A 14,914-nucleotide genomic window follows, 5' to 3' on the forward strand; every position below is an offset into this window, starting at 1 on the left:
GCAGCGCCGACCGTCTCGGAGTCACCGATGCCCCGCTCGAGGATCCGCCCCCGCGGTCTCGCCCTGCTCACCGTCCTGGCGATCACGGCCGCCGCGCTCGTCGCCGGGCCCGCGGGTCCGGCGTCCGCCGCTCCCGTCGTGCCCGCCGGCTTCACCGACTCGCGGGTGGCGGCCGTCCCCGCGCCGACCGCCCTCGCCTTCACGACCGATGGGCGCACCCTCGTCTCCTCGCAGACCGGAGCGATCCGGGTGATCCGCGGAGGCAGCCTTGTCGCCACTCCGGCCCTCGACCTGCGCTCGAAGGTCTGCGCCAACGGCGAGCGCGGCGTGCTCGGCCTCGCGGTCGACCCGGCACCGGGCTCGCGCACCGTCGTCGTCTACTACACCGCGAAGGGCTCCGACTCCTCCTGCCCGACCAACGCCGGCGGCACGGTGAACCCCGCGGGAGCCCCGCGCAACCGCGTCTCCTCGTTCCAGCTCGGCACCGACGACCGCATCGACCCGGCCTCCGAGCGCGTGCTCCTCGACGGCATCTACTCCCCCGCGAGCAACCACAACGGCGGCGACCTCGCCATCGGCAAGGACGGCCTGCTCTACGTCAGCGTCGGCGACGGCGGCTGCGACTACCGCGGCGGAGTCGGCTCGCCGGGCGGCAGCGGCTGCGGCGGCCGGAACGACGCCGCCCGCGACCCGAACATCCTGAACGGCAAGATCCTTCGGATCACCCTCACCGGGGGCGTCCCGGCCGGCAACCCCTACCTGGGCACCGGGACCGCCTCCTGCCGGCTCGCCCCGGCCGCCGAGGGCCTGCGCTGCCGCGAGACCTTCGCGAGCGGCCTGCGCAATCCGTTCCGGATGGCCTTCGACCCGAACGCGACCGGCACCGTCTTCCGCATCAACGACGTGGGCCAGGACGCCTGGGAGGAGATCGACCAGGGCGTCGCCGGCGCCGACTACGGCTGGAACACCCGTGAGGGCCACTGCGCGAAGACCGGCTCGGCCTCGAACTGCGGAGCCGTGGCGCCCGCCGGGCTCACCGACCCGGTCCACGACTACGCGCACAGCAGCGGCTGCGCCTCGATCACGGGCGGCGCCTACGTCCCCCGCGGCGTCTGGCCGGCCGCCTACGACGGCGCGTACCTCTTCGGCGACTACGTGTGCGGGAAGATCCGGACCCTCGGCCGCACCGGCGCGGCCGGCGACCTCGTGACCGGCCTCGGCGGCAGCAGCGCCGTCGCCATGGCCTTCGGTCCCTCGCGCGGGACCCAGGACCTCTTCTACACCAGCTACGCGAACGGCGGCGAGGTCCGGCGCCTCGCCTACACCGCTGCGGCGAACCGCGCCCCGACCGCGGCCCTCACCGCCGCCCCCTCCTCCGGCGCGGCTCCTCTCGCCGCGCGGCTGAACGGCTCGGGCAGCAGCGACCCGGAGGGCGGTGCCCTGACCTACCTGTGGTCGTTCGGCGACGGCACCCCCGACCGCATCACGACCGGCCCGACCTTCACCCACAGCTACGCCGCCGGCAGCTGGACCGCGTCCCTCCGCGTCCGCGATCCGAAGGGAGCCGTCTCCGCCCCCGCGACGACGAGGATCACCTCGGGCGACAGTGCCCCGACGGTGAGCATCACCGCACCCGCCGACGGAGGGGTGTTCGTCACCGGCCGGAGCTACGGCCTCCGCGCCACGGCGACCGACGCCGAGGACGGCGCCCTGCCCGCCTCGGCGCTCACCTGGACCGTCCAGCGCCGCCACGCTCAGCACACGCATCCCTTCCTCGGGCCGCTGACGGGGAACGACCTCTCCTTCGTCGCCCCCGGCCCGGAGGACCTCGCCGCCGCCGCGGACAGCGACCTCCTGATCAGCGTCACGGCGACGGACTCGAGCGGAGTGTCGACGACGGCGACGCGGACGTTCTCCCCGCAGAAGGTCTCCGTCACCCTGGCCACCGCTCCCGCCGGCCGGACGGTCGTCGTCAACGGCACCGAGGTCGCCGGAGGCACGACCGTCGTCTCGTGGGCGGGCTCGGCCCTCCAGCTGGAGGTCCCGGACCAGACCGACGCGTCGGGCACGGCCTACCGGTTCTCGTCCTGGTCGGACGGCGGCGCCGCCTCGCACAGCGTCGTCACTCCCGGGAGCAGCACCACGCTGACAGCGACCCTCGTCGCCGCCGGGCTCCCCGGCGCTCCGACCGCCGTCACCGCCACGGCGGGCTCGGACGGCGCGGCGACGCTCGCGTGGTCGCCCCCCGCGGGGACCGGTGGCTCGGCGGTCACCGGCTACCGGGTGTCGCGCGACGGGTCCGACACGAGCGGAGCCGGAGCCTGGAGCGCCATGGTCGCCGCGACCAAGCGCTCGCAGACCTTCACGAAGCTGGTCCCGGGCCGCAGCTACACCCTCTCGGTGCAGGCGGTCACGGCGAACGGCACCGGCCCGGCGGCCTCCGCGCTCGTCGCCGTCCCCTGACCGCCCGGCGTCCACCGGCCTCCCGGGCGCAGCCCTGCCGCCGCCCAGCCGTGCGCCCCTACGATCGAGCCATGCCGAGCATCCGGAGCCGCCGTCGGCCCCAGCCCCCGATCGAGTCCCCGGCGGGCGGGGGCGCCCGGTGAACGACACCCTCACCGGGATCCTGGACTTCGTCGTCAGCGTCCCGCCGGTCTGGCGGACGCTCCTCGCCGGACTCGCGATCTTCTTCGAGACCACGATCCTGGCGGGCCTCGTCGTCCCCGGCGACACGATCGTGATCGTCAGCGCGACCGGCGTGACCAGCCCGCTGCAGTTCGCGGCGCTGGCCGTCACGGTCGTCATCGGCGCCCTCTGCGGCGAGTCCGTCGGCTTCTACCTCGGCCGCTGGTTCGGGCCGCGGATCCGCGCGTCGCGCCTGGGACGCCGGCTCGGCGAGAAGAACTGGCTGAAGGCCGAGCGCTACCTCGCGCGGCGCGGCGGGTTCGCCGTGTTCCTCTCGCGATTCCTGCCGGTGCTGCACTCGCTGATCCCGCTGACGGTGGGGATGAGCGGGATGCGCTACCGGACCTTCATGGCCTGGACGATCCCGGCGTGCGTGCTCTGGTCGTCCGCCTACGTCGGCGTCGGCGCGGCCGCGGCCGGCAGCTACCGGGAGCTCTCGGAGAGCCTGCACGGCGCCGGCTACGTCTTCGTGGGCGTCATCGTCGTCTTCGCCCTGCTCGTGCTCCTCGGGAAGAAGCTCCTGAACAGAGCGGAGGCACGTCACCTCGACGAGTGACGCGCCTCCGGGCGTGGATCCGGGGAGGATCAGTCGACGAGACCCGCCGACTTCAGCCACTCGCCCGCGATCGCGGACGCGGACTTCTGCTCGTTGACGCTCTCGGAGTTGAGGGCGACGAGGTCGTCCGCCGTGAGCTTCGCGCTGACCGCGTTCAGCACCTCGGCCGCGTCGTCCGTGATCTTGCTCGAGACGATCGGCACGACGTTGTCGGCCACGAACAGTCCGTCCGGGTCCTCGAGAGCGACGAGGTCGTTCTTCTGGATGTTCGGGTCGGCCGTGTAGACGTTCGCCAGCTGGATCTGGTCGCTGGTGAGCGCGTCGACGGTGGTCGATCCGCCGCTGTCCTCGATCGCCTGGAAGGTGGTCGTGATGCCGTACTTCGACTGCAGGGTGTCGGGCCCGTAGGGGCGCGTCTGCAGCTCGGAGTTGCCGCCGACCACGATCGGGTCGGTGACGTTCTTGAGCGACGCGATGTCGGTCAGGTCCCACTTGTCGGCGAAGGCCTGGGTGACGGTGTACGAGTTCTGGTCGCTGGCCTCGGCGGCGTCGAGGGCGCGGAGGCCGTCGGGCAGCGCGTCGCCGAGCGCGGAGTACACGTCGTCGGCGGTGGTGGCCGTCGCGTCGGGCTCGAGCGCCTGCAGGAGGCTGCCGTCGTACTCCGGGAAGACGTCGATGGATCCGCTCTCGATCTCGGGCAGGTAGATCTCGCGCTGGCCGATGCGCAGCTGGCGGTCGACGGTGAAGCCGTCGTTCTCCAGCGCCTGCGCGTAGATCTCGGCGAGGATCTCGTTCGAGTAGTAGTCCTGCGAGCCGACCACGATGGTCTCGCTGCCCGCAGTCGCACCCGATCCCTCATCGAGCGGATCGCTCGAGGAACACCCTGCCAGTGCCACGACGGCACCGACCGCGAGTGCGCTGAGCGCGACACGGCCCTTCGTGAAATGTGCTGTGAACATTGCTATTTCCCTTCTTCGATGGGGATTCCCATCACCGCGCGTCGTCGGGGCGACGAAGCGCGGGAACCTGTGCGGCCGGCGGTGCCGGCCAGGCCGAGCACGACTCCGCGCGGCACGGCGAGCCGCTGGAGGAGGGCGAACAGGACCTCGCTGAGGAGCGTCAGCACGATCACCAGGATCGAGCCGGCGAGCATCTGCGGGTAGTCCCCCGACTTCACTCCGCGGAAGATGTACTGCCCGAGGCCGCCGGCGCCGATGTAGTCGGCGAGCGTGGCGGTCGCGATGATCTGCAGCGCCGCCGAGCGGAGCCCGCCGATCAGCAGCGGCAGCCCCAGCGGGATCTCGACCTTCGTCAGGATCTGCCACTCGGTCATGCCCATCGAGCGCGCCGCGTCGACCGTGCGGCGGTCGACCGCCTCGAGCCCGGAGTACGCGCCGGCGAGCACCGACGGGATCGCGAGCACGACGAGGGCGATCACCGGAGCGCCGAGGCCGAGCCCCAGGCTCATCGCCGCGAGGACGAGCACGCCCAGCGTCGGCAGGGCGCGCAGGCCGCCTGCGACCGGCACGGCGATGCCCTTGCCGCGCCCGGTGTGCCCGATCAGGTAGCCGATCGGGATCGCGATCGCGGCCGCGATCACGAGCACCAGCAGGCTGATGCCGACGTGCTGGGCGACACGGGTCGGGATCGCGTAGACCCCGGTCCAGTGCGCGGGGTCGGCGATCCAGGCGAAGGCCTCGGCGATGAGGTTCACGACGTCACCGCCCTCTCGACCGCGACCGGTCTGCGCGAGCGGCGCGTGCGGTCCAGAGCCGTCCAGGGCATGAGGAGACGGCCGATCAGCACCAGCAGTCCGTCGAGTACCAGCGCGAGGACGATCGTGAGGACGATGCCCGTGACGATCTCGCCGGTGATGCCGCGCTGGAAGCCGTCGGTGAAGAGCAGGCCGAGGCTCTGGATCCCGAGCACCGCGCCGACCGTCACCAGGCTGACCGTGCTGACCGTGACCACGCGCAGGCCCGAGAGCAGGACCGGACCGGCCAGCGGGAACTCGACCCGCCAGAAGCGCGCCCAGCCGGAGTAGCCCATCGCGGTCGCCGACTGGCGGACGTCGTCCGACACCGCGCCCAGTGCGTCCGAGGTGGTGCGGACCATCAGCGCGACGCCGTAGAGGGTGAGACCCGTGATCACGTTGGCGGTCGAGCGGAGCGGGATGCCCAGCAGCACCGGCAGCAGGATGAACATGGCCAGCGAGGGGATGGCGTAGAGCACGCCGAGCCCTGTCAGCAGGGTGCCGCGGCTCCAGCGGTAGCGGTTCGCGAACCAGCCGAACGGCAGCGAGACGAGGAAGCTGAGCAGGATCGGCGGGACCGACAGGGCCAGGTGCGCCAGCAGGTTCGCGACGATCGCGTCCGTGTTGTTGACGACCCAGTTCACGCGGCGGGGCCGTCCTGCGCGCGCAGCACTCCGGTCGGGCGCCCGTCGCCGTCGACCACGATGCGGGCGCCGTCGCGCTCCTCGATCCGGAGCGAGCGCTTGCCGCGGTCGGCGCCGACGAAGCCGGCGACGAACTCGCTCGCGGGGTTCGCCAGGATCTCGGCGGGCGAGCCCTTCTGCGCGATCCGGCCGCCCTTCTCGAGGATGACGACCTGGTCGCCGAGGAGGAACGCCTCGTCGATGTCGTGGGTGACGAAGACCACGGTCTTGTCGAGCTCGTCCTGGAGTCGCAGGGTCTCGCGCTGCAGGTCGGCGCGCACGAGAGGGTCGACCGCGCCGAACGGCTCGTCCATCAGCAGGATGTTCGGGTCGACCGCCAGGCCGCGCGCCACACCGACGCGCTGCTGCTGGCCGCCGGAGAGCTGGCTGGGGTACCGGGCGGCGAGCGCACGGTCCAGTCCGACCGTGTCCATCAGCTCGAGCGCGCGGGCGTGCGCCTGCTTCTTGGCGACCCCGTTCAGCCTCGGCACGGTCGCGATGTTGTCGATGACCTTGCGGTGCGGCAGGAGGCCGGAGTTCTGCATCACGTAGCCGATGCGGCGGCGGAGCGCGACGGCGGGCAGGGACGAGATGTCCTCGCCGTCGATCTCGATGGTGCCGGAGGTCGGCTCGATCATCCGGTTGATCATGCGGAGGATCGTGGTCTTCCCGCAGCCCGAGGAGCCGACGAAGACGGTCGTCTGCCGGGAGGGCAGCACGAGCGAGAAGTCGTCGACCGCCCGCGTGCCGTCCGGGTACTGCTTGCTGACGTTGCGGAACTCGATCACGAGGCCGCCCGCCGTCCGGCGGTGTGCGCGCCGATCTGTCCCTGGTCCACGACTGTGCCCGCTCTCGCTCCGCGCGTCCGGCCGTTGCACGGCCCGCGGCCCCGAACGGGGCCAGGCGGCAAGGAAAACACCAATAGCAGCCGCCTGCCAACCCGGACCGCGAAGTGTTGCGGGATGTTCCGGGAGCGACTAGGGCCTTGACAGTCCTAGCCGGTCAGGACTCCTCGACGGCTCCGTAGTGCGAGGTCATGTAGTGGCGCAGCAGCGAGCGGCTCTCGTCGATGAAGCGCTGGTCGCCGTTGGGGTCGATGAGGAACGCGCGCGTGAGCAGCGCGTCCGCGACCTCGATGGTCACCTCGAGGCGGAAGGACAGCTGCGCGCCGCCCGGGAGGCCGTACTCGGACGCGAGGATCTCGGCGAAGCGGCGGGCGAAGAAGCCGGCCTCGAACGCCTCGCCCGCGACCTCGGGGGCGTGGATCGTGTCCACGAAGCGGATGGAGCGGAAGCCCGGCTCGTTGCGGTGCATCTCGCAGAAGGCGTCGATCGCGCAGTCGACCGCGCCCCACCAGTTGCCCGGGTGGGTGTCGCGGATCTCGGTGATGACGCGGCGGCGGAAGCGCTCGAGGGCCCGCTCGCGCAGCGCCTGGAGGACGGCGATGCGGTCCGGGAAGTAGCGGTAGACCGTGCCGATCGCGGCTCCCGCGCGCTCGGCGACCATCGCCGTGGTCAGACGGTCGAAGCCGACCTCGTCGACGACGGCGGCCGCCGCGTCGAGCAGCGAGGCGAGACGGGCGGCGCTGCGCACCTGCACCGGCTCGTTGCGGACCTGGGACGATTCACCGAACGGTCGATCGACGAGGTTTCCAAGAGGCACGGCGGGCTCCTTCGGTCGTGGTTCCTACAATCGTACGCACGGCGACCGCCGGTCGGGGTCGTCTCATCGAAAGTCCCTCGTGTTTCGCGCCCCCGGAAGGGCGACGGCTCCGCGGGTCCGATCCACCCGGGAGAAACCATGTGCGGACGCTTCGTCCTCTCGCAGACCACCGCCGACCTGGTGGCGCTCTTCGACATCGACGAGCCGGGCGCCGACCTTCCGGAGCCGTCCTGGAACATCGCGCCGACGCAGCGGATCGCCGTCGTCGCGGAGTCGATGAAGGGGGTCGAGGAGGGCAGCCCGCCGCGGCGTCGGCTCGCCGGAGCCCGCTGGGGCCTGGTGCCCCGCTCCGCCGCCGACCCGTCCGCGGGGCCGCCGCTGTTCAACGCGCGGATCGAGTCCGTCGCCGAGAAGCCGTCGTTCCGCGAGTCCTACGCCTCCCGGCGCGCGATCGTGCCCGCCTCGGGCTGGTACGAGTGGCGGGTCGGCGCGGACGGGGCGAAGGCACCCGTCTACGTCTCGCCGGGCGAGGGCTCGCTCCTCCTGTTCGCCGGTCTCTACGAGTGGTGGCGCTCGGCCCAGCCGGGCTCTCCGTGGCTGCTCTCGGCGACGGTCCTCACCCGCCCCTCCGCCGGGCCGCTCGCCGAGGTGCACGAGCGGATGCCCGTGCTGCTGCAGCCGGAGCTGATCGAGGACTGGCTGGACCCGGCGTCCCCCGGGGACGGCGAGCTGCTGCGCGCGGCCGCCGAGGGCGCGGCCGAGCTGGCCGAGGAGCTCGAGGTGCACGGCGTCGGCGCGGCCGTGGGCTCCGTCTCGGCGAACGGCCCCGAGCTGATCGAGCCCACCGGAGCCTGACGATCGCGTGAGAGCGCGATCCGCGGTCCGGCATCCGGTCTGACAGACTGGGCGGATGCCGCTGACGCCCGAGAGCAAGCCCCTGAGCGCAGGCAAGGCGGAGGTCATGCACCGCGCCGCCCGCCTCGAGGACCGACTCCACTCCTTCCGGATGAGGCGCGTGAAGCGCAAGGGCTACGTCCCGAGGGTCATCCCCTACACCGGCTACGGCTCGACGACGCAGCTGCGCGTCCTGGCCCGCGTCCTCTACACGCGGCCGACCCCTCCCGGGGTCGAGGAGGTCCGCCCCGTCGAGGGCGTGCGCGGCTGGCGGAGCTTCACCAGCGTCTTCGTGAGCGGGGCCGTCGTGACCGTCGAAGCCGACGGGCAGACCCACCAAGTGACGGCCGACCGCGGCGGAGTCGTCGACGCGGACCTCCCGATCACGCTCGAGCCCGGCTGGCACACCATCACCTTCTCGACCGCGGGCTCGAAGCCCGTCGAGGCGCCCGTCTTCATCGTGCGTCCGGAGTCGCGGCTCGGAGTCGTGTCGGACGTGGACGACACGGTGATGGTCACCGCGCTCCCCCGCCCCTTCGTCGCCGCCTGGAACACCTTCGTGCTCGACGAGCACGCCCGGATGCCCACGCCCGGCATGGCGGTCTTCCTCGACCGCTTCGCCCGGCAGTACGAGGGCTCCCCGGTCATCTACCTCTCCACCGGCGCGTGGAACGTCGCCCCGGCGCTCACCCGCTTCCTGTCGCGGCACCTGTACCCGGCCGGAGCGCTCCTCCTGACCGACTGGGGCCCGACGCACGACCGCTGGTTCCGCAGCGGCAAGCAGCACAAGGAGATGAACCTCCGCCGACTCGCGGCCGAGTTCCCGGACGTGCGCTGGCTGCTGGTCGGCGACGACGGGCAGCACGACGAGGAGATCTACTCCGACTTCGCGGACGAGCACCCCGACAAGGTCGCGGCGATCGCGATCCGCCAGCTCTCCACCGGCGAGGCGGTGCTCGCGGGAGGCCGCTCCAAGGCCGAGGACCGCTCCCTGACCAGCGGCACGACCTGGGTCTTCGCGCCCGACGGCGCGGGCATCTCCGAGCAGCTGACGGAGCTCGGCATCCTCTGATCCCGGACCGGCTCCGGGAACGACGGAGCCGTCCGCTCCCCGGGGGGAGGGACGGCTCCGGTCGATCGGCTCGGACTACGCCTGGTGGGCGGCCTGCAGGTCGAGGGTGATGGTGACCTTCTCGCCGATGAGCACGCCACCGGTCTCGAGGGCCGCGTTGTAGGTCAGACCGAAGTCGGTGCGGTCGATGGTGGCCTTGGCGGTGAGGCCGGCCTTGTAGTTGCCGTAGGGGTCGGTGCCGAAGCCGCCGAACTCCACCTCGAAGGTGACGGGCTTGGTGGTGCCCTTGATGGTGAGCTCGCCGTCGACGAGGAAGTCGTCGCCGTTCGGGCGGACGGCGGTCGAGACGAAGTGGATCTCCGGGTACTTCTCGGCCTCGAAGAAGTCGCCGGTGCGGAGGTGGCCGTCGCGGTTGGGCTCGTTGGTGTTGACGGAGGCGACCTCGGCGGTGGCCTCGACCTTGGAGTCGAGCGGGTTCTCGCCGGTGGTGAACGTGGCGGTGAAGCGCTCGAACTTGCCCTTGACCTTGCTGATCATCAGGTGGCGGACGCTGAACGCGACCTCGCTGTGGGTGGGGTCGATGACCCAGGTGCCGGCCTTGTAGCCGGGGATGGTGACGGTGTCGGTCATGGTTTCTCCTCGAGTGTGACGGTCGTCGCGGGGAGAGCGTCCCCGTCCGATGTATGCAAGCGCATCGACGTCGATCAGTATTCCATGTAGCGACAACTATTTCATCCACGTTCCGTCGAAGGATCGGCGGACACCGCGTGAACACGGAGCGCCGCACCCCGGACGGGGGTCGGAGACGCTCCCCGAGCAGTCGTCAGCGGTCGGCGGGAGCCGGGTTGCGGATGCCGAGGAGGGAGACGACGCCGCCGGCGACCAGGAGGGCGGAGGTCGCGACGGCGGCACGGGAGAAGCCCTCGACGTCGAGCGAGTCGCCGACCACGAGCGAGGTCGCGGCGATGGCGACCAGCCCGGCGATGCGCGAGACCGCGTTGTTCACGGCGGAGCCGACTCCGCTGTGCCCGTCCTCGACCGCGCCGAGGATCGTCGAGGTCAGCGGGGCGACCGTCACCGCGAGGCCGAAGCCGAAGAGGAGGATCCCCGGCAGCAGCTGCGTGGCGTAGTCGGCGCCCTCGTCGACGAAGGAGAGCAGGAGGAACCCGGCCGCGGCGATCAGCGGTCCGACGCCCATGAAGAGCCGCGGGCCGAACCGCGCCGACAGCGACCCGGAGACCTGCGAGAGCAGGAGCAGCAGGATCGTCGGCGGGAGCGTCGCGAGCCCGGCCAGGGTCGCCGAGAAGCCCAGGGTCTGCTGCAGGAACAGGCCCAGCGCGAAGAAGCCGAAGGAGAGCGCGCCGTAGACGAACGCCGTCGAGACGTTGCCGACGGTGAAGTTCCGCGACGCGAAGAGCGACAGCGGCAGCATCGGATGCGCCGCTCGCCGCTCCCACACGACGAACGCGACGAGGGCGGCGACTCCCCCGATCAGGGCGGTCAGCACGAGCGGATGCTGGATCCCGAGCCGCTCCTGCTCGATCAGCGCGAACACCGGCCCTCCCAGGCCGATCACCCCGAGCACCGCGCCGACGCCGTCGATCGGCACCCGGGTCCCCGAGTCGACCGCGCCGAGCCTGCGCAGCAGGACCAGCGTCACCGCGATCGGCAGCAGGTTGAGCGCGAAGACGTACCGCCACGAGCCCGCGTCCACCAGCAGGCCGCCGAGCACGGGCCCGACGATCGTCGCCGTGCCGGTCCAGGCCGTCCACGCACCGATCGTCCGGGCCTGCGCGGCGCCGTGGACGGTCGCGATGATGAGGGCGAGCGAGCTGGGCACGAGGATCGCGCCGGCGGCGCCCTGGAGCATCCGCGCCACGATGAGGACCTCGGCGGTGGGGGCCAGCGCGCACAGCAGCGAGGTGACGCCGAAGCCGATCAGGCCGATGGTCATGCTGCGGGCCCGGCCGATGCGGTCGGCGAGCGCGCCGGCCACGAGGATCAGCGCGCCGAGCGTGATCAGGTACCCGTCGACCACCCACTGCTGCACCGCGAGCCCGCCGCCGAGCTCGCGGGTGATGGCGGGCAGGGCGACGTTGACGACGGTGCCGTCGAGGAAGGCGACGAAGGAGGCGAGGACGGCCACCACGAGCACCGCGCGGCGGCGCGTCTCGGCGGGGTCGGCGGAGGCGGTCATGCTCGGGCTCTGGTCACCCGCTCACCGTACCGGCGGCCGCCGCTCCCGGGGCCGGGAGGGCGGGCATCCGGGCCCCCGAGCGCGGCCGCACGACGGATCCAGACTCGTCGCCTACTCTCGTAGCCATGTCTGCGCAAGGAACCGCCCGCGGCGGCGTGCTCGCCCGGGTCCTCGGGATCGTCGGAGCCAGCCTCGCCGGGGGCCTGCTGATCACGGTCGGGGTCACTCCCGCCCTCGCCGTCACCGGTCTCGCCGAGAACAACCCGATCGGGCTGTTCGAGACGGTGCCGGAGTACCTCGAGCTCGGCCAGCTGGCCCAGAAGACCGAGATCTACGCCAAGCGCACCGACGGCTCGGACGAGCTGCTCGCCTCCTTCTACGCGCAGAACCGCGAGGAGGTGGCCTTCGACCAGGTCAGCCAGTCCGTGAAGGACGCGGCGGTCTCGACGGAGGACCCGCGCTTCTACGACCACGGCGGCGTCGACCTGCAGGGCACGATCCGCGCGGTGCTCAGCAACATCGTCGGCGGGGACCTCCAGGGCGGCTCCTCCATCACTCAGCAGTACGTCAAGAACGTCCTCGTGCAGAAGGCGGAGTCGCTGAGCGCGACCGACGAGGCGGCCTCCGAGGCCGCCTACGAGGAGGCGACCGCGACCACTCCGAGCCGCAAGCTCAAGGAGATGAAGCTCGCCGTCGACCTCGAGAAGAAGTACAGCAAGGACGACATCCTCCTCGGCTACCTCAACATCGCGGGCTTCGGCGGGCAGGTCTACGGCATCCAGGCGGCGGCCGAGTACTACTTCTCGACCACCGCGGCCGACCTGAGCCTGGCGCAGGCCGCGAGCCTGATCGCCACGGTCAACAACCCCAACGGCCTCAGGATCGACCAGCCCGAGAACATCCCGGACAACAAGATCCGCCGCGACTACGTCCTCGACCAGATGCTGCAGGAGGGGAAGATCTCGCAGGCCGACCACGACGCCGCCGTCGCCGAGGAGGTCGTCCCCGCGATCACGCAGACGCCCACCGGCTGCCAGACCGCCGGCAACGCGGCCTTCTTCTGCGACTACATCACCCGCGTCGTCCAGAACGACCCGGCGTTCGGCGACGACGCGGACACCCGCCTCGCGAACTTCCAGCGCGGCGGCTACAAGATCTACACGACGCTCGACCGCGACCTGCAGGACACCGCGGCGAACGCGACGAACAACGCCGTCCCCAAGGTCCCCACCCTCGACACCAACATCGGCAGCGCGACCGTCTCGATGGAGGTCGGCACCGGCCGGATCCTGGCGATGGTGCAGAACAAGGACTACGACGCGGCCGGCGCCGTCAACGGCGCGAACTTCTCCGCCGTCAACTTCAACACCGACACGGCCTACGGCGGCTCCGCCGGGTTCCAGGTCGGATCGACCTACAAGGTGTTCACGCTCGCGCAGTGGCTCGCGAGCGGACGCACCCTGAACGAGACGATCAACGGCCGCGAGCGCACCTTCTCGGGCTTCCCCGCCAGCTGCGCGCCCGGCGGCGAGCTCGACACCTCCTACGAGGTCAACAACGACGACAGCGAGAACGGTAGCTACAGCGTGCTGACCGGCACGATGCAGTCGATCAACACCGTCTACGTCTCGATGGCGCAGCAGCTCGACCTTTGCGCGATCCGCGACCGCGCGGTCGGCTTCGGCGTGAAGGCGGCCGACGGCGGCGAGGTCGACTACAAGCCGTCCGCCGTCCTCGGCTCGGACACGCTCATCTCCCCCCTCTCGATGGTCACCGCCTTCGCCGGCTTCGCCAACAACGGCACCGCCTGCTCCGCGATCGCCATCGACGCGATCACCGACGCGACCGGCGCCGCCGTCCAGCCGCCGACCTCCACCTGCAACCAGGCCCTCAGCCCCGAGCTGACGGCGGTCGCGAACTACGCCCTGCAGCGCGTCGTCACCGGCGGCACGGCCGCCCAGTCCGACCCGGACGACGGCATCGAGCACATCGGCAAGACGGGCACCACCGACAACGCGGAGTCGACCTGGATGGACGGGGCGAGCTCGCGCGTCGCGACCGTGGTCTGGGTGGGCAACATCGACGGCCACACCTCGATGCGCGAGGTCCGCTTCCCGAACTCGGAGCTCGAGAGCCGCCCGTACGCCTCCAACATCCGCCACTACATCTGGAACTCGGTGATGACCCGCGCCGACCAGAAGTACGGCGGAGACGACTTCGAGGAGCCCAGCAGCGCCCTGCTGAACGGCCGCCAGATCGCCGTGCCGACCGTCTCCGGCCGCTCGGTCGACGACGCCACGGAGGCGCTGGAGGACCTCGGCTTCGACGTCGAGGAGGGGGCGACCATCGACTCGTCGCTCCCGGCCGGCGTGGTGGCGGGCACCGACCCGGCCGCGGGCACGACCGTCGCGCGCTACTCCGACATCGCCCTGCTGATCAGCAACGGGTCGCAGGTCCCGGCTCCCGCCACCCAGGCACCGGCTCCGGCTCCGACCGGCACGGGAGTCCCCGCGACAGAGGCTCCCCCGGCGACGCCCACGGCGACCCCGACAGCGACAGCCACGGCGACTCCGACGGCGGAGGTCGAGGAGTGAGCTTCGACGCGGACTTCCTCGGCGTCCCCGCGGCGGCGCCGCGCCTGAGGGTCGAGCGCCCGGTGCGGCTCCTGCCGTACACGCACTTCGAGGTGCTGCTGGATCCGGAGCGGCGCCTGGCCGTCTCGACGGCCGTGAACATCGACGGCGCGCGCCTGGTCGAGCTCGGCCGAGGCGACGACTGGCACCTCGACGACCGCATCCCCGCCTCCGAGCAGACCGGGCCGGAGGTGTACGCCCGCAACGACCTCGACCGCGGCCACCTGGTCCGCCGCCGCGACCCCGTCTGGGGCGAACGGGACGAGGCCGCCGCGGCCAACCGCGACAGCTTCTGCTACACGAACGCCGCGCCCCAGGCGAGCGGCTTCAACCAGTCGCAGGAGCTGTGGCTCGGGCTCGAGACGCTGGTGCTCGAGTACGCGCAGACCTGGCGCACGCGCCTGAGCGTCTTCACCGGGCCCGTGCTCGCGGACGACGACCCGGTCTACCGCGGTACGGGCATCCCCCGCCGCTTCTGGAAGATCGCGGGCTGGAGCCCGGACGGATCGACGCTCGCGACGAGCGCGTACCTGCTCGACCAGAGCGAGCTCGTGGAGCGCGTGCGCGAGGGCCTGGTGCCGCTCGGCGGCTTCAGGACGTTCCAGCTGCCGGTCGCCGCGATCGGCGAGCTGACAGGTCTCGACGTGGACCTCCTCGCCGGGGCCGACGTGCTCGGCTCGGCAGGACTCCGGCCGGAGCCGTGGCGCGAGATCGTCGAGCCGTCCGACGTGGCGAGCGGCCTCCTCCCCCGCTGAGGCTCCGCCGGGGGCAGGATGGGC

The 14,914-nt window shown here is 71.9% G+C and carries 13 protein-coding genes; 6 read left to right on the forward strand and 7 right to left on the reverse strand.

The window, feature by feature from the left end; genetic code table 11:
- Positions 1-27: 27 nt before the first annotated feature.
- The gene (locus C5C54_RS00150) at positions 28-2,463 is read left to right on the forward strand and encodes a PQQ-dependent sugar dehydrogenase (protein ID WP_181127826.1); all 2,436 of its coding nucleotides are present in this window, start codon (positions 28-30) and stop codon (positions 2,461-2,463) included.
- A gap of 139 nt (positions 2,464-2,602) precedes the next feature.
- Positions 2,603-3,241: a DedA family protein gene (locus C5C54_RS00155; protein ID WP_104223112.1), complete on the forward strand. Its 639-nt coding sequence runs from the start codon at positions 2,603-2,605 to the stop codon at positions 3,239-3,241.
- A gap of 29 nt (positions 3,242-3,270) precedes the next feature.
- Here the strand turns inward: C5C54_RS00155 and C5C54_RS00160 are convergent, their stop codons facing one another.
- The 5 genes from C5C54_RS00160 to C5C54_RS00180 form a co-directional block, all read right to left on the reverse strand.
- Positions 3,271-4,200, reverse strand: coding sequence for an ABC transporter substrate-binding protein (locus C5C54_RS00160; RefSeq protein ID WP_104223111.1), 930 nt, complete (start codon positions 4,198-4,200; stop codon positions 3,271-3,273).
- A gap of 2 nt (positions 4,201-4,202) precedes the next feature.
- Positions 4,203-4,955 (reverse strand): ABC transporter permease, encoded by a 753-nt coding sequence (locus C5C54_RS00165; protein ID WP_104225632.1) that lies wholly within the window; start codon positions 4,953-4,955, stop codon positions 4,203-4,205.
- Positions 4,952-5,638: an ABC transporter permease gene (locus tag C5C54_RS00170; protein WP_104223109.1), complete on the reverse strand. Its 687-nt coding sequence runs from the start codon at positions 5,636-5,638 to the stop codon at positions 4,952-4,954. The genes C5C54_RS00165 and C5C54_RS00170 overlap by 4 nt, the downstream gene beginning before the upstream one ends.
- On the reverse strand, positions 5,635-6,465 hold the full coding sequence (locus C5C54_RS00175) for an ABC transporter ATP-binding protein (protein WP_104225631.1): 831 nt from the start codon (positions 6,463-6,465) through the stop codon (positions 5,635-5,637). The genes C5C54_RS00170 and C5C54_RS00175 overlap by 4 nt, the downstream gene beginning before the upstream one ends.
- A 214-nt stretch (positions 6,466-6,679) precedes the next feature.
- The gene (locus C5C54_RS00180) at positions 6,680-7,339 is read right to left on the reverse strand and encodes a TetR/AcrR family transcriptional regulator (protein ID WP_104223107.1); all 660 of its coding nucleotides are present in this window, start codon (positions 7,337-7,339) and stop codon (positions 6,680-6,682) included.
- Between the two features lie 138 nt (positions 7,340-7,477).
- On the opposite strand from C5C54_RS00180, the gene C5C54_RS00185 reads away from it, so the two are divergent.
- Both C5C54_RS00185 and C5C54_RS00190 read left to right on the forward strand, forming a co-directional pair.
- Positions 7,478-8,194 carry an SOS response-associated peptidase gene (locus C5C54_RS00185; protein WP_104246545.1) on the forward strand — a complete coding sequence of 239 codons (717 nt, stop codon included), beginning with the start codon at positions 7,478-7,480 and terminating at the stop codon, positions 8,192-8,194.
- 55 nt (positions 8,195-8,249) lie between these two features.
- Positions 8,250-9,305: an App1 family protein gene (locus tag C5C54_RS00190; protein WP_258059297.1), complete on the forward strand. Its 1,056-nt coding sequence runs from the start codon at positions 8,250-8,252 to the stop codon at positions 9,303-9,305.
- 75 nt (positions 9,306-9,380) lie between these two features.
- Here C5C54_RS00190 and C5C54_RS00195 read toward each other — a convergent pair whose 3' ends face one another.
- Positions 9,381-9,935, reverse strand: coding sequence for a YceI family protein (locus C5C54_RS00195; RefSeq protein ID WP_104223105.1), 555 nt, complete (start codon positions 9,933-9,935; stop codon positions 9,381-9,383).
- 193 nt (positions 9,936-10,128) lie between these two features.
- Complete coding sequence (locus tag C5C54_RS00200; protein ID WP_104287561.1) at positions 10,129-11,502, reverse strand: DHA2 family efflux MFS transporter permease subunit; 1,374 nt, start codon at positions 11,500-11,502, stop codon at positions 10,129-10,131.
- Positions 11,503-11,627: 125 nt separating this feature from the next.
- Here C5C54_RS00200 and C5C54_RS00205 point away from each other — a divergent pair, with 125 nt between their 5' ends.
- Entirely contained in the window at positions 11,628-14,096 is a 2,469-nt protein-coding gene (locus C5C54_RS00205; RefSeq protein WP_104225628.1) for a transglycosylase domain-containing protein, read from the forward strand.
- On the forward strand, positions 14,093-14,890 hold the full coding sequence (locus C5C54_RS00210; RefSeq protein WP_258063152.1) for a DNA/RNA non-specific endonuclease: 798 nt from the start codon (positions 14,093-14,095) through the stop codon (positions 14,888-14,890). Before C5C54_RS00205 ends, C5C54_RS00210 begins: the two co-directional genes overlap by 4 nt.
- Positions 14,891-14,914 lie beyond the last annotated feature (24 nt).

The sequence above is a fragment of the Rathayibacter sp. AY1F2 genome, from assembly GCF_002930885.1.
GTDB lineage: Bacteria > Actinomycetota > Actinomycetes > Actinomycetales > Microbacteriaceae > Rathayibacter.

What these genes read in the sequence shown, in the direction of transcription:
- C5C54_RS00150 (WP_181127826.1), top strand. Translation starts at nt 28, where the DNA reads ATGCCCCGCTCGAGGATCCGCCCCCGCGGTCTCGCCCTGCTCACCGTC.
- C5C54_RS00160 (WP_104223111.1), bottom strand. Translation starts at nt 4,200, where the DNA reads ATGTTCACAGCACATTTCACGAAGGGCCGTGTCGCGCTCAGCGCACTC.
- C5C54_RS00185 (WP_104246545.1), top strand. Translation starts at nt 7,478, where the DNA reads ATGTGCGGACGCTTCGTCCTCTCGCAGACCACCGCCGACCTGGTGGCG.
- C5C54_RS00190 (WP_258059297.1), top strand. Translation starts at nt 8,250, where the DNA reads ATGCCGCTGACGCCCGAGAGCAAGCCCCTGAGCGCAGGCAAGGCGGAG.
- C5C54_RS00195 (WP_104223105.1), bottom strand. Translation starts at nt 9,935, where the DNA reads ATGACCGACACCGTCACCATCCCCGGCTACAAGGCCGGCACCTGGGTC.
- C5C54_RS00200 (WP_104287561.1), bottom strand. Translation starts at nt 11,502, where the DNA reads ATGACCGCCTCCGCCGACCCCGCCGAGACGCGCCGCCGCGCGGTGCTC.
- C5C54_RS00205 (WP_104225628.1), top strand. Translation starts at nt 11,628, where the DNA reads ATGTCTGCGCAAGGAACCGCCCGCGGCGGCGTGCTCGCCCGGGTCCTC.